Genomic DNA, 17,157 nt, shown 5'->3' with positions numbered 1-17,157 from the left:
TTCCTTGTCCCTGATTATCTTGGCGACCGTCCTGGCCACCGCATCGCGCGAGGCATCGTTATGGCCGGTGCACCTTGCCGCTCGCAATGACCGGACCGGTCACCTGTCCGCTGGGGGAGCCGCCGAAAGGCTCTAGGCTGACGGCAAGGGTTGCGCCATCGGCGACATTATTGCGCAGATCGGCGGGAATGACGAGTTCGCCGCTTTCGCCGGGCTGGAAGATGCCGAGCGATTTCGACGCGCCGCTGCCCGGCACCAGCCAGAGTTCGAGCGATTTCTCCTCCGGCTTGCCGCCGGCGACAGGCACGATCTTCAGCCGGCCGCTGTGGATCTCATAGGAGGCGCGGAGATTGATCGCGTTGTTTTGGCCCGAAAGTTCGGCTGCCAGCGGTGCCGGCCCCTGCGGCTGCGGCACAAGGCCGGAGGCGAAGATGACGGCACTGACGGCGACGACGATGCAGGCGAACGCCAATGAGCGCCAGAAGATCGCCGAATTCCACAGCCCCTGCGAAAAGGATGCGGGTTTTCCGGCCTCGCCGAACAGCCGGGACTCGATCTGCTTGAAGGTTTCCCGGCTCGGCGCGACGCCGTCATATTCGTCGTTGAAGGCGGAAAGGTTGGTTTCCCAACGGCTGACGATCGCCGCAAATATCCGATCGCGGCGCATGCGCTCTTCCACCACCCGGCGATCCTGCTGCGATAGGACGCCCAAGACATATTCACCGGCGAGGACCTCGTCGCGGGAGCGGTTTCCCTTGCTTTTGTCGGGCGATGTCATCGTTCCATGCACTCTCTCAGTTTCAAGAGGCTGCGCCTGAGCCAGGTCCGCATCGTGTTCAGCGGAACGCCGAACTGATCCGCCAGTTCCTGATAGCTCCAGCCCTTCGACATAAGCCCGTTTCATGGCGACCGCACGATCAGCTTCCAACTCTTCCATGCAGGTGTCAATCCGCCTTCCTTCATCCTTCGTCACCATCTGTCTTTCCGGGTCGGGCTCGGAAGCGGCAAGATCGTAAACGCTCTCGAGTTCGTCGGTGACGGGCTTGCGCGCACGCCGCAGATCGATCGACCGGTTGCGGGCAATTGCGGCCAGCCACGCCGAGGGCGATCCCGCGGCTGCCTGGAAGCTTCGAACGCGTTGCCAGATGCTGATATAGGCTTCCTGCAGGCATCCTCGGCCTCCGTGCGGTCCTTCAAGATGCGCAGGCAGATTGCGAAAAGTTTCGGTGCAGTCTGGTTGTGGAGGGCAGCGAATGCCAGGCGATCGAGCGCGATGCGGCCGATCAGGTCCTTGATCTCATCGCCTTGCATGAGTTCCCCATATCGTGCCTCGCTCAGCCGGCGGGTCCAACTCCTTTGGCTCCGTGCCACATACGAAAAACTATTGCGGTCTGGATTATTCCCTCTGTCAGAAACTTGCGATAAAAGGCCCGCGATCAACTCCTGCGGGGTCCCCATGAACGAGTCCGAAAGCGAAATCCAGGCACGTCTTCTCGCCCAGGCGCTGCCTTTCATGCAGCGTTATGAAAACAAGACGATCGTGGTGAAGTACGGCGGCCATGCGATGGGCAATCCCGAGCTCGGCAAGGCCTTTGCCAGCGATATCGCGCTTCTGAAGCAGTCGGGCGTCAACCCGATCGTCGTCCACGGCGGCGGCCCGCAGATCGGCGCGATGCTGACCAAGATGGGCATCGAATCGAAATTCGAAGGCGGGCTTCGCGTCACCGACCAGAAGACGGTCGAGATCGTCGAGATGGTGCTCGCCGGCTCGATCAACAAGGAGATCGTCGCTCTGATCAATCAGACCGGCGAATGGGCGATCGGCCTTTGCGGCAAGGACGGCAACATGGTGTTCGCCGAAAAGGCGCGCAAGACCATCAAGGACCCGGATTCCAACATCGAGCGGGTGCTCGATCTCGGCTTCGTCGGCGAAGTGGTCGAAGTCGATCGCACGCTGCTCGATCTGCTCGCCCGCTCCGAGATGATCCCGGTCATCGCGCCGGTGGCGCCGGGCCGTGACGGCGCGACCTACAATATCAACGCCGACACTTTCGCCGGCGCCATAGCCGGCGCGCTCAACGCCACCCGCCTGCTGTTTTTGACCGACGTCCCCGGCGTGCTCGACAAGAAGGGTCAGCTCATCAAGGAACTTTCCGTCGCCGAAGCGCATGCGCTGATCGCCGACGGCACGATCTCGGGCGGCATGATCCCCAAGGTCGAGACCTGCATCGATGCGATCAAGGCCGGCGTGCAGGGCGTCGTCATCCTGAACGGCAAGACCGCCCATTCCGTCCTGCTCGAGATCTTCACCGAGCACGGCATCGGAACGCTGATCGTGCCCTAATCGAACAGGGCGCCTGCAGGCGCCCCTTTCTCATGCTTCGGCAAAATCCGTCGAAAGCGTGAGGTTTTCCCAGGCGTCGATTTCCGCGCTCAAGCTTTTCAGCTTGTCGCGGATGAGCGAAAGGGCATCGGCTCCAAGCACCAAATGGACAGGTGGTTTTTCTGCCTCGACCAGCGCCATCACGGCTGCGGCTGCCTTACGAGGATCGCCCGGCTGTTTGCCGTTCTTTTCCTCACGTGCCCTGCGGATCGGATCGAATAGCGCATCGTAATCGGCAATGTTCCTGCCGCTGCGCACCATGGAGCGGCCCGCCCAATCGGTTCGGAACGAGCCAGGAGCCACCGCTGTGACCGAGATGCCGAAGTCTTTCACTTCTTTTGCAAGAACCTCGCTCACGCCTTCCAGCGCAAATTTGCTGCCGCAATAATATGCGATGCCCGGCATGGTGATGAAACCGCCCATGGAGGTGATGTTGATGATATGGCCTGCCCGTCGCCGGCGCATAAACGGCAGGACGGCCTTCATCATTCCGACAGCCCCGAAGACATTAACTTCGAATTGCCGGCGCATCTCCTCGATGGGCGATTCCTCCAATGTTCCCTCATGTCCGTAGCCGGCATTGTTGATGAGAACGTCCACGGGACCGAGTGATTTCTCGATATGCATAACAACCGGTTCAATCGCCTCGACATCGGCGACGTCGAGCTGAACGGCGATGGCACGACCGGGCGCCAGATTTTCGAACCGTCTCGCGGCTTCGATGTTGCGCACCGTGCCAACGACTCTGTACCCCTTTGCGATTGCGGCTTCCGCGAAGGCTCGGCCAAGGCCCGAGCTAACACCGGTAATCAGCCACTGCTTTCCAATTGCACGCATGTTGAACTCCTGAATCGCTATAATCGCGCACCGGCAAGGCGAGTGCGCTGCGGTTATGTGGACAGGCGAAAGGAGTATTTCCAATATATTGCACAGGCGATGTTGATATCTTAAAGGTATGACATGGAGCTGCGTCACCTTCGTTATTTCATTGCCGTCGCTGAAGAACTGAACTTTACGCGGGCGGCGCGCAGGGTTGGCATCGGACAGCCCCCACTGAGCAACCAGATTCGCGATCTTGAAAATGAGGTTGGCACGTCGCTTTTCCGGCGCCTTCCGAGCGGCGCCGAACTGACTGAGGCGGGTAAGGCTTTTCTGCCTGAAGTTCGCGCCATCCTGTTGCAGGCGGAACAAGCAAAGCAAAGCGCTCTGCGGGCAGCGCACGGCCAGCAGGGTCGGCTGCGGGTGGGGTTTACCAGTTCAGCGGTTTTCAATCCGATCGTGCCTGCCGCGATCAACGTCTTTCGCGCGAAATATGCAGCGGTCGGGTTCAGCCTGGAGGAAGCGCCCACTGCGCGATTGCTGGAACGGCTGAATGCGGCCGAACTCGACGCCGTCTTCATCCGTCCGGGCAGTGGCGACCCGGCGCAAGCCCGGTCTCAGCTTCTGGCCGAAGAGCCGATGGTCATCGCCCTGCCGTCCGGACATGCCAAGTCAAAAGCGCAGGCATTGCGGCTCGACGAACTTGCGGAAGAAAGCTTCGTCCTCTTTCCGCGCGAGGCAGGCGCCGGTTTTTTCGACGACATTCTCGCCGCCTGCCGACGAGCGGGATTTGAACCGGTTCTTGGCCAGCCGGCACCACAAATCACGGCGATTCCCAGCTTGATCGCCGTCGGCCTCGGCATCTCGATCGTACCGGCGGAGATGACCAAGATCAATGTCCCCGGCGTTCGTTACATTGCGATCGCCGGCGACGCGCCAAAGGCACGATTGGCCCTCTCGACCCGGCGTGACGAGCGCTCGCCCGTCGTTCGAAATTTCGTCGCACAAGCCATCAGCATGCAGCGGAGCTTCGCCTAGCAAAAGCCAGCTGCGGCGCAAGTTCGCCGCCGTCAACGACCTCAGGCCGCACGATCCGAAGGTCAGTCAAGGCCGGCGTGCAGGGCGTCTTCATCCTGAACGGCAAGACCGCCCATTCCGTCCTGCTCGAGATCTTCACCGCGCACGGCATCGGGACGCTGATGGTTCCCTGATCGAGGCTGCGCCCCTTGCCGCACGAGAGGCGCATCTTTCTACACGGGCAAAGCGCCTGCCGAGCTGGTCCCTCCTGTCGCGCTTTTATCCGGCGATCAGACCGGCATGGGATCCCCGCCTATCAAGGCGACTCTTTCGCGCGGGCGAGCGCCTGGCTTTCCCTTTTAATCGGCCGACCGACCGGGCAGACCTCCTGAACGAAGCCGTTGAGCGTATTGACCAGATTGTTCTTGATGAGCACAGGGAGTAGCGCTGCGGCGTGTCCTTCGAGGCTCCGCCCTGTGGGCTGCGCGCCTCAGCAGGATGAGGGACGTCGGTGGATGCCGCGCCGAAGCATAGAGGAGCGCGGTGGCACAGCATGAGCCGCCTCAAAGGATAAGCGCAAAACCCCAAGAGAGCCTCACCCTCAGGTGCCCCGCAGGGGCCTCGAAGGGCGGGGCGGGTGCGCTGCCAATCGATGAATGCAGGAGCAGCGCTGGCGCATGTCCTTCGAGGGCTCCGGCCTTCGGCACTGCGCGCCTCAGAGGACCGTTGAAGGATGCCCGCGCCGAAGCAAAGAGGTGTTGAAGGATCGCATCCCATGCAATAACTGGCATTGAAGCGCGGCAAGGCAGAGCCAATGCGGGTGCGCCCTCAGCAGAGGATATGGATCATGCGCCTCAATCGGGTGACCGTTACGATGCCTGACCTCGATGCGGGCTGGCATTTCTACTGCGTCCTCGGTCTTCGCCCCGTTGTCGATGCGCGTCCCCGGTATGCGCGTTTTGTCTGCCCCGATGGGGACAGCACTTTTTCGCTTCACCAGGGCGAGAAAGGCGGCGGCGGGACGACGGTCTATTTCGAGCGCGAGGATCTGGACGAAACGGTCGCCAAGCTTAGCGCAGCCGGACTTCGCTTGGCAAGCGGGCCGGAGGACAAGAGCTGGCTGTGGCGTGAGGCGGAGCTGTTCGATCCCGGCGGCAACCGCGTCGTTCTCTATTTCGCCGGATCCAACCGCGTCGATCCGCCATGGCGGGTGGGTGAGCGGCCAATCTTCGCGCCGAGAGATCGCAAATCGTACAATGAAGCCTTGGCAAGATTTCGAATCGTGCTTTAGGTTGCGCCCCGAAAATCAAACGGCTCGAGCAAAAAGATGCGCCTTACAGACTGCTATAACTTCCACGATTTCCGGCGCATGGCCAAGCGGCGTCTTCCAGGGCCGATCTTCGACTATATCGACGGCGCCGCCGATGACGAGGTGACGTATCGGCGCAATACCGCAGCCTTCGACAATTGTGATCTGGTGCCCGATGTTCTCAAAGGGGTGGCCGATGTCGATATGTCGGTGACGGTCATGGGGCAGAAGCTCGCCATGCCGGTCTATTGCTCGCCGACGGCGTTGCAGCGGCTGTTTCACCACCAGGGGGAACGGGCGGTCGCGGCGGCAGCGGCGAAATACGGCACGATGTTCGGCGTCTCCTCACTCGGCACGATCAGCCTGGAGGAGGCCAGGCAGATCAGCGACGGACCTCAGGTCTACCAGTTCTATTTCCATAAGGACCGCGGGCTGAACCACGAAATGATGGCGCGGGCGAAAACGGCGGGCGTGCAGGCGATGATGCTGACGGTCGACAGCATCACCGGCGGCAACCGCGAGCGCGACAAGCGCACGGGTTTTTCCATTCCCTTCAAGCTCAATCTCGCCGGCATGATGCAGTTTGCAATCAAGCCCTCCTGGGCGATCGGCTGGCTGACGCATGAGGGTTTCCGGCTGCCGCAGCTCGAAAACCATGTCAAGATGGATGGCGGCGCGCTGTCGATCAGTCGCTATTTCACCGAAATGCTCGATCCCTCCATGTCGTGGAACGACGTGGCCGACATGGTACAGGCCTGGGGTGGGCAATTCTGCCTGAAGGGCATTATGTCGGTGGAGGACGCCAAGCGCGCGGTCGAGATCGGCTGCACCGGCATCGTGCTGTCCAACCATGGCGGCCGCCAGCTCGACGGCTCGCGCAGCGCCTTCGACCAGCTGGCCGAGATCGTCGACGCGGTCGGCGACCGGATCGACGTCATGATGGATGGCGGCGTGCAGCGGGGTACGCATGTTCTGAAGGCGCTGTCGCTGGGGGCCAAGGCCGTCGGGCTCGGCCGTTACTACCTCTTCCCGCTTGCTGCCGCCGGCCAGCCGGGCGTGGAGCGGGCGCTGGAGACGATGCGCACCGAGCTCGAGCGTGACATGAAGCTGATGGGCTGCACCTCGGTCGACCAGCTGACGCGGCGCAATCTGCGCTTCCGTTCCTGAGCGGCGCAGCATGTGATTGCGGGCCGCAGCCTTTCATGCGGATGCGGCCCCCGCAGCAGCCCGCTCAGAGTAGGCTGTAGATCGCCGCGGCCTCCTGCTTCAGCTTTTCCATCATCGACCGGTATGGTCCCGGGCCGTAGCTGATGCGGCCGACGCCGAGCTTTGCCAATGTTTTCACGTCAGGCGCGCCCGTCCGCATCATGATGTTGACCGGCAGCGACGAGGCTGCGCAGATCTTTTCGATCAAGGCGGGATCGATCAGGCCGGGAACGAAGAAGCCACTGCCGCCAGCCGCGGCATAGGCCCTGCCCCGCTCGATCGCCTCGTCGACGAGACCGGCATGTTTCGAAAGGTCCCTCTCGGCCAGGAACAGGTCGGTGCGGGCGTTGATGAAGAAAGGCATGCCTTTGCTGTCGGCCATGGCGCGAATGGCGCGGATGCGGGCCGCCTGGCTTTCGATGGGATAAAGCCCCTCGCCCGCAACCACCCGATCCTCGAAATTGATGCCGATGACGCCGACCTCCATCAGCTTGGCGACATTGGCGGCCGCACCCTGAGGGTCTGCCGAATAAGCCCCTTCGAAATCGACCGAAAGCGGCAGGTCGACGGCATCGGTGATGGATTTCGCCGTCTCCACAAGCACCGACATCGGCAGTTTCTCGCCGTCGGCAAAGCCATGAGCTGCGGCAACCGACCAGCTTCCGGTGGCAAGCGCCTTGGCGCCGGCATCGGCGACGGCCTTCGCCGTCCCCGCATCCCAGATATTGTAGAGGACGATCGGGTCGCCCTTCTTATGAAGCGCGCCGAATGCCTTGGCCTTTTCAGTCCGGTTCATGCTGTCTCCTCCATCCTTGTCTCTATGCTGATCTTCTCTTCGTGGCGCAGCAGCCATTGCTTGCGCCAGAGGCCGCCGCCATAACCGGTCAGAGAACCATCGGCGCCGAGGATGCGATGACAGGGCACGATGATGGCAAGCTGGTTGGCGCCATTGGCGCGGCCGACCGCACGCACGACCTCCGGCCTTTCCATCTCCCTGGCGAGATCGCCATAGGCGCGCGTCTGCCCGACCGGGATCTCCATCAGCTTTGCCCAGACATGCTTTTCGAAGGGCGTGCCACCCAGCGCCAGAGGGGTCCTGAAGACGGTCAGCCGGCCTTCGAAATAATCGCGGATTTCCGCCTCGATCTGATCTATCGCGGGGGTGCGGCCGATTGCGACGGAGGAGCGAACGCGCTTCTGCAGCGCTTCGAGTTCGCTCAGCAGCGCCTTGCGATCGTGAAATTCGAGAAGATGCAGACGCGTCTTGTCGGCGACCGCGATCATCGGCCCGAGCGGCGTATCGAACCAGTCGGCAAAAAGCAGTTCGCGATTCTGCGAGAGTGCCGGCGCCTTGCCGACGAGCCGCTGGAACGCCGCCCGGAAACCGCTCGGAGATTCGTACCCGGCGTCGAGCTGGGCATCGATGACGCGCGCCCCGTCGGCGAGCTGCCGGGCCGCTTCTCCGAGCCTGATATGACGGACGATGTCATGGAAGGTCATGCCGAGCGCCCGCTTGAAGGCGCGCCGCACGGTCGAGGGATCATGGCCGCGGCGCACGAGCTCATCCTCGCTCCAGCGAACCTCCGGCTCGTCGTCGAGCGCGGCAAGCAACAGATCGACGACCGGCTCCCTGCCCGGCTGCTCCAGCGGCCTGCAGCGCCGGCAGGGGCGGAAGCCGGAATGCACGCAGGCGGCGATCGTCTCGAAGAACAGCGTATTTTCCCGCTTCGGCTTGCGCGCCGGACAGGTCAGACGGCAGAAGATGCCTGTCGTCTTGACGCAGACATAGGCCTGGCCCTCATACTCGGCGCTGCGCGCGATCAGGGCATCATAGAGCGTGTCGTCGTCGGGGCGTTCGAAAAGCATGACCTCTTTCTAACATCCCAGGCCTGCCGCGTCCGCCGAAAATCGGGCGTCTATTTTTTCTCTGTCGATTTCCTTGGGCGACCAGCCGTGCCATAAGGGCGGCCATGACCAAGATCGACCGTACGCCTGAAAAAGCCGATTTCGAACACGTGACAGACTGGGTGTTCGATCTCGACAACACGCTCTATCCCCATCACATCAATCTCTTCGCGCAGATCGACAAGAACATGACCGCCTATGTCGCGGCGCTGTTGCAGATGGAGCGGGAAGAAGCGCGCAAGCTGCAGAAGCAGTATTATCTCGACCACGGCACGACGCTGCAGGGCCTGATGATCCATCACGGCATCGATCCGAACGACTTCCTCGAAAAGGCGCATGCGATCGATTATTCGGCGCTGACGCCGCAGCCGGAACTCGGCGAAGCGATCAAGGCGCTGCCGGGGCGCAAGTTCATCTTTACCAACGGCAGCGTCAAACATGCAGAGATGACCGCCGGAGCGCTCGGTATCCTCGAGCATTTCGACGATATTTTCGACATCGTCGCCGCCGAGTACGTGCCGAAGCCGGCGCAGGCGACCTATGACAAGTTTGCGGCGCTGAAGCGGGTCGAAACGAACAAGGCGGCGATGTTCGAGGATCTGCCGCGCAATCTGACGGTACCGAAGGCGCTCGGCATGCAAACCGTGTTGCTTGTGCCGCGCAACCTGGAAGAGACCGTCGTCGAATGGTGGGAAAAGACCAGCGGCGACGAGGATCACATCGATTTCGTCACCGACGACCTCGTCGCGTTTCTCGGCAAGGTGACCAGATCCGGCGGCTGACCGCCAGGTTACGAAAGTTTCACCCAGCTTACCGATGTTTAACTGGGTCTTTCAGGCCCGCTGCCATAGCTTCTTTCGTGAGGGGACACCTTACGAAAGGGAAATACGATGTACCGCAACAAGCTGATACTGGCAGCGCTCTCCTCCGTCCTAATCTTCGGCGCTGCAGCCGGGGCAAGCTTTGCCGCGCCGGGCGACGGGCCGCGCCCGCATCATACCGGCATGGACCGCCCGGGCCGCGACGCCTTCCTCGAAATCACCTATGTCCGCATGCTCAAGCAGTTCGACGCAAACAAGGATGGAAAGGTCTCCAAGGAGGAGGCGACGAGCGGCCTCGACAAGATTTTCGCGGCGATCGACACCAACAATGACGGGTCGCTGACGCCCGGCGAAATCCGGCAGTACCGGCAGACGCAGCTGCAGGCGATGAGAGATCAGCACAAACAGGACGCCGGCGACGAGAAGGACGCGAATGCCGCGCCCGACATGCCGGACAGCGACTCCGGGCAGCCGCCGCGCGACGGCCATGACGGTCATCGCTGGATGCGCCATGGCGGCAACATCATGCGCGCTTCGATGATCATGCATCGGATCGACACCGACGAGAACGGGCAGATTTCCAAACAGGAGGCCGTGGCCGCGTTCGACAAGCTGTTCACGCGCATGGACCGCAACAAGGATGGCGTCATCTCGATCGACGACATGCCGGATCGGCCGCTGCTGTAAGCGCGGACTTACCGTTGCCCCCGCTCTTTCCCCGTCCGACGGGGAAAGAGCATATCTCAGAGACTCTGGCCCGGTTCGCGGTGTTCGTAGAAATCCTGGACGATCTTCCACGCGGCGTCGGCCGTGTCGACGAAGCTGATCAGCTTGACGTCATCGGGTGCGATCGTGCCGAATTCGGCCAGGGCTTCGAAATTGATGATGCGGCGCCAGAAAGCCTCGCCGAACAGGATCAGCGGTAGACGTTCCATGCGGCCGGTCTGGATCAACGTCAGGCATTCGAAGAATTCATCGAGCGTTCCGAAGCCGCCGGGGAAGACCGCGATCGCCTTGGCGCGCACCATGAAATGCATCTTGCGAATGGCGAAATAGTGGAAGTTGAAGCTGAGCTCCGGCGTGACATAGACATTCGGGGCCTGCTCGTGCGGCAGCACGATGTTGAGACCGATTGACGGCGCGCCTTCGTCGGCCGCACCGCGATTGCCGGCCTCCATGACGCCGGGGCCGCCGCCGGTCACGATGACATATTCCTGAAAGTCGAAGCCAGCCGAATATTTCGAGCAGAGACGGGCAAATTTGCGCGCCTCGTCATAATAGACGGAGGCCGCCTCCAGATTGGCGCGCTGGATCTCGTTGCGCGCCGCCCAGGCACTCTGGCCGGGGGCGGGAATGCGGGCGCCGCCGAACATGACGACGGTCGACCGGATGCCGCGCTCAGTCAGCATCATCTCCGTCTTCAGCAGTTCCAATTGCAGGCGGATCGGCCGCAACTCCTCACGGCAGAGGAAATCCTCGTCGACATAGGCTAGGCGATAGGCCGGCGACAGCGTCTGCGGCGTCTTCGGCACGGCCTCGGCGCGCTGCCTGTCGGTCGAGCTGCTCTTCAACGGGTCCCATACGCCGTCCTTGCGCCTAGAACCGCCGTTTCGTCCCTTTGCCATGTCGAAATGCCTTTCAGTATTGCCGGCCGTGAAACCGGATATGTCGCTATAACGCCTTGAATCCAGGTATGATCTTGTTCGAAAAATCATTCCGTTCTACGCGTTCATGCTGTAGAGCAGGACAAACCCACGCCGATCGCATGTCCGGAGACTCCGCCGTCTCCACGATAAAGATCGAAGTTTAAGGAATTCTCATGAGCGCCACCGACCTCGCATCCCTGGAAAAGACCATCGAAGCCGCCTTCGACAATCGCGATAATGTGAACGTGTCGACGAAGGGCGAGGTCCGTGATGCGGTCGAAGCGGCGCTCGATCTGCTCGATTCCGGCAAGGCCCGCGTGGCGACCCGCGGCGCCGACGGCGCCTGGACGGTCAATCAGTGGCTGAAGAAGGCGGTGCTCTTGTCCTTCCGCCTCAACGACATGGAAGTGGTCAAGGGCGGCTCGGGCAATTCCACCTGGTGGGACAAGGTCCCCTCGAAGTTCGAGAACTGGGGCGAAAATCAGTTTCGCGCCGCGGGCTTCCGCGCCGTTCCGAACTGCGTCGTGCGCCGCTCGGCTTATATCGCCCCGAATGCGATCCTGATGCCCTCCTTCGTCAATCTCGGCGCCTATGTCGGCGAAGGCACGATGGTCGACACCTGGGCAACAGTCGGCTCCTGCGCGCAGATCGGCAAACATGTGCATCTCTCCGGCGGCGTCGGCATCGGCGGCGTGCTCGAACCGATGCAGGCCGGCCCGACCATCATCGAAGACAATTGCTTCATCGGCGCCCGTTCCGAAGTGGTCGAAGGCTGCATCATCCGCGAAGGCTCGGTGCTCGGCATGGGCGTCTATATCGGCAAGTCGACCAAAATTGTCGACCGCGCCACCGGCGAGGTGATGTACGGCGAAGTGCCGCCGTATTCCGTCGTCGTCGCCGGCTCGATGGCCTCAGCCAACGCGACGATGGCAAACGGCCAGCCGGCGCCGCATCTTTACTGCGCCGTCATCGTCAAGCGCGTCGACGAACAGACCCGCTCCAAGACTGGTATCAACGAGCTGCTTCGCGATTGATGACATCAGGAGATTGATCCGGTAAACAGACGGCGTCTTTTTGCGCGAGGCGGCCCCGCCTTGCCATGTCTTTGCCATTGCCGCTGGATAATTCGACCGCCATGACCGTTACCGATCCCGTCGCCAATCTGCAGACGCTGATTCGCTGCCCCTCCGTCACACCATCCGAAGGCGGCGCGCTGACGGCCCTCGCGGCGATGCTTGCGCCGCTTGGCTTCAAAGTCGACAAAGTGAGAGCGAGCGAAGAGGGAACGCCCGATATCGAGAACCTTTATGCCCGCCTCGGCAGCGGCGGCCCGCACTTGATGTTTGCCGGCCATACCGATGTCGTGCCCGTTGGCGATGAAGCCGCCTGGACGCACCCGCCTTTTGCCGCGGAGATATCAAAGGGCGAACTCTTCGGCCGCGGCGCCGTCGACATGAAGGGCGGCATCGCCTGTTTCGTCGCCGCCGTTGCCCGCCACATCGAAAAGAACGGGCCGCCTGCCGGCTCACTCTCTTTCCTGATTACCGGCGACGAAGAGGGCCCGGCGATCAACGGCACCATCAAACTGCTGCAATGGGCGGCGGAGCGCGGCGAACGCTGGGACGCCTGCCTTGTGGGAGAACCGACCAATCCTGACCGGCTCGGTGACATGATCAAGATCGGCCGGCGCGGCTCGCTGTCGGGCAGGATCATCGTACACGGCGTTCAGGGCCATGCCGCTTACCCGCACCTCGCCGACAATCCGGTGCGTGGTATACTGCAGCTGACGCAGGCGCTGATGGATCCGCCTTTCGACGGCGGCACCGACGATTTCCAGCCGTCGAACCTCGAGGTGACGACGGTTGATGTCGGCAATCCTGCGACGAACGTCATTCCGGCCAAGGCATCGGCAAGCTTCAACATCCGCTTCAACGACAGCTGGACCGTGGAAACGCTGCGCGCCGAAATCCTGCGCCGGCTCGAAGCCGCCGCCGGCAATGGCCAGCTGCGTCCGGGCGGCGAGCCAGTCAAATACGATATCGTCTGGGCGGACCGGCCGAGCCATGTCTTCCTGACCCGCAACAACGCCCTGATTGCTTCGCTATCGTCTGCCATCGAAAGCGTGGCCGGCCGGTCTCCGGCGCTTTCGACGACCGGCGGCACGTCGGATGCGCGCTTCATCAAGGACTATTGCCCGGTCGTCGAGTTCGGCCTGGTCGGCCAGACGATGCATATGGTCGACGAGCGCGTTACTCTTGCCGATCTGGAGACGCTGACGGCGATCTACGAGACCTTCATCGACCGCTGGTTCGCCCATGCCGGGTCTTAGGGAAGTCCAGTATTACCTGGCCGGCCTCTGGCTGCTGATCCGGATGGATCCGCGCGGCTTCCGCTTCCTCGATCTGTCGGAGCGCGGCGTCAACCGGTCGTTTTGGGCGATGGCCTGGTGCCTGCCGCCGATGGGCATTTCCTGGCTCTGGTGGCGACAGGCCTTCCTGCGGTCGATGCCGCCGGAGGCCGATGTCGATCTTGCCTTCTACATCAGGCTCGGCCTTGTCGAGGTCGCCAACTGGTTCGTGCCGCTGGTCTTTGCCGGGCTGCTGCTGCTTGCCTTCCGCATGGGCGAGCGCTTCGCTCCCGTCGTCGTCAGCGTCAACTGGCTCGGCGTGCCGCTCTCCTATATCAACGGTCTGCTGCTGGCGCTGGTGTTCTTCCTGCCCGGCACGGTCGGCCTCGTCTCGCTGCTACTGCTCGCCTTCATGCTGGCGCAGGTCTTCGCTTTGGCGCGCATTCTCAGAATGATCTGCCACGATCACGCGCTGATGGTCGGGGCGCTGACGCTGGTGCTGCTGGTGCCATCGATGATCCTTTCGGAATATCTGCAGCACTTTCTCGGCATCTACCCCGCCTGACCAGCCACCGCGGCGGCGGCTTTACGACGGATCGTCGTTTTCGTCGCGCGGCCTTCGCCGGTCGGTGATCACCTCGGGATAATCCACCTGCATGAAATAGAGGCCTTCCGGCGGCGCCACCGGGCCGCAAGCCTTGCGATCCTGCGCCTCCAGCGCAGCCTGCACATCTTCAGGCGTCCATTTGCCTTCACCGGCGAGCTTCAGCGTGCCGGCGAAGGAACGGATCTGGTTGTGGAGGAAGCTCTGCGCCGTGGCGCGGATCTCGATCAATTCGCCATTTCGCGTCACGTCAAGCCGGTCGAGCGTGCGCACAGGGCTGTTCGCCTGACAATGGGCGGAGCGAAAAGTGGAGAAATCGTGCCTGCCGACCAGCCGCTGAGCGGCGGCGTGCATGACCTCGTGATCAAGTGCCTTCGGCACCCACCAGGCCTTGCCGGCTTCTAGCGCCAGCGGCGCCCGGCGGCTGACGATGCGGTAGAGGTAATGGCGCCGCAGTGCCGAAAAGCGGGCGTCGAAGAAGTCGGGAGCAGCCTCGACGTCGAGAATGGAGACACGCTCGCCGGCAAGCCGCAGATGCGCGTTCAAGGCATTTTGCAGCTTGTAGGGCGACCAACTCTTGGAAAGATCGGCATGGATCACCTGTCCCATGGCGTGGACGCCGGAATCGGTGCGGCCGGCGCCGCGGATCGACAGGGTCTCGCCGGTCAGCGACAATACCGCCGCCTCGATCGCGCCCTGCACCGAGGGTCCGTTCTCCTGCCGCTGCCAGCCGACATAGGGGCCGCCGTCATATTCGACAGTCATGCGGAAACGCGGCATCAGGAAAGCCTCGTGCCGGCCGCAAGCGGCGTGCCTCGGAGGAAATCCGCCGCGGCCATCGGCTTGCCGCCGGCCTTCTGCAGCCGTGTCAACCGCACGGCGCCGGAAGCGCAGGCGACGACGAGATCGTCGGTCAGCAGCTCTCCGGCAGCGCCCTGCCCGTCGGCCAGTTCGGATCCCAGCACCTTGACCCGCTCCGGCCTGCCGCCGATCTCTAGCTCGAACCAGGCGCCGGGAAACGGCGCCAGGCCGCGGATATGGTTGTGCACATCACGGGCGTTTCTTGCAAAATCGATGCGCGTCTCAGCCTTGTCGATCTTGGCGGCGTACAGCACGCCCTCCTCCCGCTGCGGCGTCAGCGGCAGGTCGTTCATCTCCAGCTTCACCATGGCTTCCGCTATAGCCTTGGCGCCAACGAGCATCAGCCGGTCGTGCAATTCGCCCGCCGTCATGTCCGGACCAATCTCGACTTCGCGGGTCATTGCGACCGCGCCGGTGTCGAGCCCCTTGTCCATCTTCATCACCATCATGCCGGTCTTGTCGTCGCCGGCCATGATCGCCCGCTGGATTGGCGCAGCACCGCGCCAGCGCGGCAGCAGCGAAGCATGACCGTTGTAACAGCCCTCGCGGGTGCCGTTCAAAACGGCCTCCGGCAACAGCAGTCCGTAGGCGACGACGACGCCGACATCGGCCTTGAAGGCGGCAAACCGCTCGCGCTCCTCGGCATCTTTGAAATTGACCGGCGTGAAGACGGGAAGACCGAGCAGTTCGGCCGCCTGATGCACCGGCGATTTCTGCAGATCGAGCCCGCGGCGTCCGCCCGGCCGCGGCGGCTGTGTGTAGACGGCGACGATTTTGTGGCCGGCGTCGACGAGCAAGCGCAAGGTCGGAACCGAGAACTCAGGCGTTCCCATAAAGATGATGCGAAGAGACATTTTATCTCGCCAGTTGAGGATCAGCCGTCTTCAAACGGGTTTATGAGCTTGAGATCAAGCCCCTCGAAATCTCTGGTGTTGCGGGTGGCAAGCGTCGCACCGTTTACAAGGCAAATGGCGGCAATCATGGCATCCTGAACCGAAAGTGGCCGTCCCACGCTTTCGCGTCTTGCGCGCAGACGGCCCGTTGCCATTGCCGCTTCCAAATCCCAACCGACGATACGGTCACGAAATTGGCCCTTCACCAAATTCTCTATGGCACGGAAGAAGCGGTCCGATCCTGTCTTCAACAGAACCCTTTCAGCGCCATAAATCTGCTCCATCAACCCGACGGCGCAAAGCCAGATCCGCGAACCATCCTGCCGCTGCAACCAGGTCTTCACTTTTTCATCTGGCAATAACTTTGCGAATTCTGATACTACATTCGTATCCAGAACGATCATTCGATATCCTCGAACGGCCGACCGAAATCCTTTTTCCGCGCGGCCTCGACTTCTTTCATGACCGCGACAAATTCGTCGTCCACCGCGTTTTCGCTTACGAACGCGGCGCGTATCGCTTCATATGCCGACATAGGCTCAGGCTTGGCCTCGGCTTTTCTTTGAAGCGCTTCCCGCAAAAGCTCCTTGGCCTCATCAGAAAGGCTGTTCCCACTCCGTTGGGCCGCTTCCGCGATGTCTCGCTTCATTGCGTCGGAAATATTTCGGATCAGAAGGTCGCCCACTCAAAAGCCTCCATTATGATATCAATGATATCATAATGCCGTTGAAGCCCATTTTCAATCGTCGTCAGAGGGCCTTGGACTTTGCCGCCTTGGTGAACTTCTTGATCACCATCTCCCGCTTCAGCCGTGAGATATGGTCGATGAAGAGCACGCCGTTCAAGTGATCGATCTCGTGCTGCAGGCAGGTGGCAAGCAGCCCGTCGGCTTCCACCATCTGTTCCCTGCCGTCGCGGTCGAGGTATTTGACCGAGACGACAGCCGGGCGCTCGACCTCGGCATAATAGTCCGGAATCGACAAGCAGCCTTCCTCATAGACCGAGCGCTCGTCGGACGATTTGACGATCTCCGGATTGATGAAGACCTGCGGCTGCTTTTCCTCGCCCTCGCGGGAGACGTCAATGACCAGCATGCGGCGTGGCACGCCGATCTGGATTGCGGCGAGGCCGATGCCCGGCGCGTCGTACATGGTTTCCAGCATGTCGTCGGCAAGGCGCTGCAGGTCGGCATCCACACGCTCGATCGGCTTGGAGAGCTGACGGAGAACGGGGTCGGGAAGAATGATAAGTGGCTTGATGGTCATGGCGTTCCCATAACCCATCTTTTCCCGCTATGGAATTATCCGGCGGGCGGGGAAGACGCTTTTTTGCATACCCGCCCGGAA

The 17,157-nt window shown here is 62.0% G+C and carries 19 protein-coding genes and 3 pseudogenes; 10 read left to right on the top strand and 12 right to left on the bottom strand.

What is annotated here, in order from left to right; genetic code table 11:
* Nucleotides 1–58 precede the first annotated feature (58 nt).
* Together NXC14_RS02150 and NXC14_RS02145 are read right to left on the bottom strand one after the other, a co-directional pair.
* Nucleotides 59–778, bottom strand: a complete 720-nt coding sequence (locus NXC14_RS02150; RefSeq protein WP_085776765.1) for an anti-sigma factor — start codon at nucleotides 776–778, stop codon at nucleotides 59–61.
* Nucleotides 775–1,311 (bottom strand): annotated as a pseudogene (locus NXC14_RS02145) (sigma-70 family RNA polymerase sigma factor). Before NXC14_RS02145 ends, NXC14_RS02150 begins: the two are co-directional and overlap by 4 nt.
* Nucleotides 1,312–1,456: 145 nt before the next feature.
* On the opposite strand from NXC14_RS02145, the gene argB reads away from it, so the two are divergent.
* Complete coding sequence (gene argB, locus NXC14_RS02140; RefSeq protein WP_011423809.1) at nucleotides 1,457–2,344, top strand: acetylglutamate kinase; 888 nt, start codon at nucleotides 1,457–1,459, stop codon at nucleotides 2,342–2,344.
* A gap of 30 nt (nucleotides 2,345–2,374) precedes the next feature.
* Here the strand turns inward: argB and NXC14_RS02135 are convergent, their stop codons facing one another.
* The gene (locus NXC14_RS02135) at nucleotides 2,375–3,220 is read right to left on the bottom strand and encodes an oxidoreductase (protein WP_085776764.1); all 846 of its coding nucleotides are present in this window, start codon (nucleotides 3,218–3,220) and stop codon (nucleotides 2,375–2,377) included.
* A 123-nt stretch (nucleotides 3,221–3,343) separates the two neighbouring features.
* Between NXC14_RS02135 and NXC14_RS02130 the strand changes: the two genes are divergently transcribed.
* Entirely contained in the window at nucleotides 3,344–4,240 is an 897-nt protein-coding gene (locus NXC14_RS02130; protein ID WP_085776763.1) for a LysR family transcriptional regulator, read from the top strand.
* 62 nt (nucleotides 4,241–4,302) lie between these two features.
* Nucleotides 4,303–4,413: pseudogene (locus tag NXC14_RS32255) on the top strand (acetylglutamate kinase); the annotation flags it as partial.
* A 122-nt stretch (nucleotides 4,414–4,535) separates the two neighbouring features.
* On the opposite strand, the pseudogene NXC14_RS33245 reads toward NXC14_RS32255, so the two are convergent.
* Nucleotides 4,536–4,652: pseudogene (locus tag NXC14_RS33245) on the bottom strand (ArsR family transcriptional regulator); the annotation flags it as partial.
* A 414-nt stretch (nucleotides 4,653–5,066) separates the two neighbouring features.
* On the opposite strand from NXC14_RS33245, the gene NXC14_RS02120 reads away from it, so the two are divergent.
* Both NXC14_RS02120 and NXC14_RS02115 read left to right on the top strand, forming a co-directional pair.
* Nucleotides 5,067–5,510: a VOC family protein gene (locus NXC14_RS02120; RefSeq protein WP_085776762.1), complete on the top strand. Its 444-nt coding sequence runs from the start codon at nucleotides 5,067–5,069 to the stop codon at nucleotides 5,508–5,510.
* A 36-nt stretch (nucleotides 5,511–5,546) separates the two neighbouring features.
* Nucleotides 5,547–6,695 carry an alpha-hydroxy acid oxidase gene (locus NXC14_RS02115; RefSeq protein WP_085776761.1) on the top strand — a complete coding sequence of 383 codons (1,149 nt, stop codon included), beginning with the start codon at nucleotides 5,547–5,549 and terminating at the stop codon, nucleotides 6,693–6,695.
* A gap of 64 nt (nucleotides 6,696–6,759) precedes the next feature.
* Here NXC14_RS02115 and NXC14_RS02110 read toward each other — a convergent pair whose 3' ends face one another.
* Together NXC14_RS02110 and NXC14_RS02105 are read right to left on the bottom strand one after the other, a co-directional pair.
* Nucleotides 6,760–7,530: an isocitrate lyase/phosphoenolpyruvate mutase family protein gene (locus NXC14_RS02110; RefSeq protein WP_085776760.1), complete on the bottom strand. Its 771-nt coding sequence runs from the start codon at nucleotides 7,528–7,530 to the stop codon at nucleotides 6,760–6,762.
* Nucleotides 7,527–8,600 carry a trifunctional transcriptional activator/DNA repair protein Ada/methylated-DNA--[protein]-cysteine S-methyltransferase gene (locus NXC14_RS02105; protein ID WP_085776759.1) on the bottom strand — a complete coding sequence of 358 codons (1,074 nt, stop codon included), beginning with the start codon at nucleotides 8,598–8,600 and terminating at the stop codon, nucleotides 7,527–7,529. Before NXC14_RS02105 ends, NXC14_RS02110 begins: the two co-directional genes overlap by 4 nt.
* 104 nt (nucleotides 8,601–8,704) lie before the next feature.
* Between NXC14_RS02105 and NXC14_RS02100 the strand changes: the two genes are divergently transcribed.
* Both NXC14_RS02100 and NXC14_RS02095 read left to right on the top strand, forming a co-directional pair.
* A complete protein-coding gene (locus tag NXC14_RS02100) occupies nucleotides 8,705–9,421 on the top strand; it encodes a pyrimidine 5'-nucleotidase (protein WP_085776758.1) in 717 nt (238 codons plus the stop codon).
* Between the two features lie 108 nt (nucleotides 9,422–9,529).
* A complete protein-coding gene (locus NXC14_RS02095) occupies nucleotides 9,530–10,147 on the top strand; it encodes an EF-hand domain-containing protein (RefSeq protein WP_085776757.1) in 618 nt (205 codons plus the stop codon).
* A gap of 56 nt (nucleotides 10,148–10,203) precedes the next feature.
* On the opposite strand, the gene NXC14_RS02090 is transcribed toward NXC14_RS02095, so the two are convergent.
* The gene (locus NXC14_RS02090; protein WP_085776756.1) at nucleotides 10,204–11,085 is read right to left on the bottom strand and encodes an LOG family protein; all 882 of its coding nucleotides are present in this window, start codon (nucleotides 11,083–11,085) and stop codon (nucleotides 10,204–10,206) included.
* A 194-nt stretch (nucleotides 11,086–11,279) separates the two neighbouring features.
* On the opposite strand from NXC14_RS02090, the gene dapD reads away from it, so the two are divergent.
* The 3 genes from dapD to NXC14_RS02075 all read left to right on the top strand — a co-directional run bounded on the left by dapD (nucleotide 11,280) and on the right by NXC14_RS02075 (nucleotide 14,018).
* Complete coding sequence (gene dapD / locus NXC14_RS02085; protein ID WP_085776755.1) at nucleotides 11,280–12,140, top strand: 2,3,4,5-tetrahydropyridine-2,6-dicarboxylate N-succinyltransferase; 861 nt, start codon at nucleotides 11,280–11,282, stop codon at nucleotides 12,138–12,140.
* Between the two features lie 101 nt (nucleotides 12,141–12,241).
* Nucleotides 12,242–13,435: a succinyl-diaminopimelate desuccinylase gene (gene dapE, locus NXC14_RS02080; RefSeq protein WP_085779942.1), complete on the top strand. Its 1,194-nt coding sequence runs from the start codon at nucleotides 12,242–12,244 to the stop codon at nucleotides 13,433–13,435.
* Nucleotides 13,422–14,018 (top strand): hypothetical protein, encoded by a 597-nt coding sequence (locus tag NXC14_RS02075; RefSeq protein WP_085776754.1) that lies wholly within the window; start codon nucleotides 13,422–13,424, stop codon nucleotides 14,016–14,018. The genes dapE and NXC14_RS02075 overlap by 14 nt, the downstream gene beginning before the upstream one ends.
* Nucleotides 14,019–14,039: 21 nt before the next feature.
* On the opposite strand, the gene truA is transcribed toward NXC14_RS02075, so the two are convergent.
* The 5 genes from truA to def all read right to left on the bottom strand — a co-directional run bounded on the left by truA (nucleotide 14,040) and on the right by def (nucleotide 17,076).
* Nucleotides 14,040–14,837, bottom strand: a complete 798-nt coding sequence (gene truA / locus NXC14_RS02070; protein WP_085776753.1) for a tRNA pseudouridine(38-40) synthase TruA — start codon at nucleotides 14,835–14,837, stop codon at nucleotides 14,040–14,042.
* A complete protein-coding gene (gene fmt / locus NXC14_RS02065; protein WP_085776752.1) occupies nucleotides 14,837–15,772 on the bottom strand; it encodes a methionyl-tRNA formyltransferase in 936 nt (311 codons plus the stop codon). The genes truA and fmt overlap by 1 nt, the downstream gene beginning before the upstream one ends.
* Before the next feature lie 20 nt (nucleotides 15,773–15,792).
* Nucleotides 15,793–16,215 carry a type II toxin-antitoxin system VapC family toxin gene (locus NXC14_RS02060; RefSeq protein ID WP_085776751.1) on the bottom strand — a complete coding sequence of 141 codons (423 nt, stop codon included), beginning with the start codon at nucleotides 16,213–16,215 and terminating at the stop codon, nucleotides 15,793–15,795.
* On the bottom strand, nucleotides 16,212–16,496 hold the full coding sequence (locus tag NXC14_RS02055) for a plasmid stabilization protein (protein ID WP_085776750.1): 285 nt from the start codon (nucleotides 16,494–16,496) through the stop codon (nucleotides 16,212–16,214). The genes NXC14_RS02060 and NXC14_RS02055 overlap by 4 nt, the downstream gene beginning before the upstream one ends.
* Nucleotides 16,497–16,560: 64 nt before the next feature.
* The gene (def, locus tag NXC14_RS02050; protein ID WP_085779941.1) at nucleotides 16,561–17,076 is read right to left on the bottom strand and encodes a peptide deformylase; all 516 of its coding nucleotides are present in this window, start codon (nucleotides 17,074–17,076) and stop codon (nucleotides 16,561–16,563) included.
* Nucleotides 17,077–17,157: the final 81 nt, after the last annotated feature.

The organism is Rhizobium sp. NXC14, from assembly GCF_002117485.1.
GTDB lineage: Bacteria > Pseudomonadota > Alphaproteobacteria > Rhizobiales > Rhizobiaceae > Rhizobium.
The sequence above is the reverse complement of the archived record's forward strand: the minus strand, read 5'-3'. Positions and strand labels throughout refer to the sequence as shown.

Bases quoted from the DNA above. Each gene is read 5' to 3' on its own strand.
- NXC14_RS02150 (WP_085776765.1), bottom strand. From the start codon at position 778: ATGACATCGCCCGACAAAAGCAAGGGAAACCGCTCCCGCGACGAGGTC.
- argB (WP_011423809.1), top strand. From the start codon at position 1,457: ATGAACGAGTCCGAAAGCGAAATCCAGGCACGTCTTCTCGCCCAGGCG.
- NXC14_RS02135 (WP_085776764.1), bottom strand. From the start codon at position 3,220: ATGCGTGCAATTGGAAAGCAGTGGCTGATTACCGGTGTTAGCTCGGGC.
- NXC14_RS02130 (WP_085776763.1), top strand. From the start codon at position 3,344: ATGGAGCTGCGTCACCTTCGTTATTTCATTGCCGTCGCTGAAGAACTG.
- NXC14_RS02120 (WP_085776762.1), top strand. From the start codon at position 5,067: ATGCGCCTCAATCGGGTGACCGTTACGATGCCTGACCTCGATGCGGGC.
- NXC14_RS02115 (WP_085776761.1), top strand. From the start codon at position 5,547: ATGCGCCTTACAGACTGCTATAACTTCCACGATTTCCGGCGCATGGCC.
- NXC14_RS02110 (WP_085776760.1), bottom strand. From the start codon at position 7,530: ATGAACCGGACTGAAAAGGCCAAGGCATTCGGCGCGCTTCATAAGAAG.
- NXC14_RS02105 (WP_085776759.1), bottom strand. From the start codon at position 8,600: ATGCTTTTCGAACGCCCCGACGACGACACGCTCTATGATGCCCTGATC.
- NXC14_RS02100 (WP_085776758.1), top strand. From the start codon at position 8,705: ATGACCAAGATCGACCGTACGCCTGAAAAAGCCGATTTCGAACACGTG.
- NXC14_RS02095 (WP_085776757.1), top strand. From the start codon at position 9,530: ATGTACCGCAACAAGCTGATACTGGCAGCGCTCTCCTCCGTCCTAATC.
- NXC14_RS02090 (WP_085776756.1), bottom strand. From the start codon at position 11,085: ATGGCAAAGGGACGAAACGGCGGTTCTAGGCGCAAGGACGGCGTATGG.
- dapD (WP_085776755.1), top strand. From the start codon at position 11,280: ATGAGCGCCACCGACCTCGCATCCCTGGAAAAGACCATCGAAGCCGCC.
- dapE (WP_085779942.1), top strand. From the start codon at position 12,242: ATGACCGTTACCGATCCCGTCGCCAATCTGCAGACGCTGATTCGCTGC.
- NXC14_RS02075 (WP_085776754.1), top strand. From the start codon at position 13,422: ATGCCGGGTCTTAGGGAAGTCCAGTATTACCTGGCCGGCCTCTGGCTG.
- truA (WP_085776753.1), bottom strand. From the start codon at position 14,837: ATGCCGCGTTTCCGCATGACTGTCGAATATGACGGCGGCCCCTATGTC.
- fmt (WP_085776752.1), bottom strand. From the start codon at position 15,772: ATGTCTCTTCGCATCATCTTTATGGGAACGCCTGAGTTCTCGGTTCCG.
- NXC14_RS02060 (WP_085776751.1), bottom strand. From the start codon at position 16,215: ATGATCGTTCTGGATACGAATGTAGTATCAGAATTCGCAAAGTTATTG.
- def (WP_085779941.1), bottom strand. From the start codon at position 17,076: ATGACCATCAAGCCACTTATCATTCTTCCCGACCCCGTTCTCCGTCAG.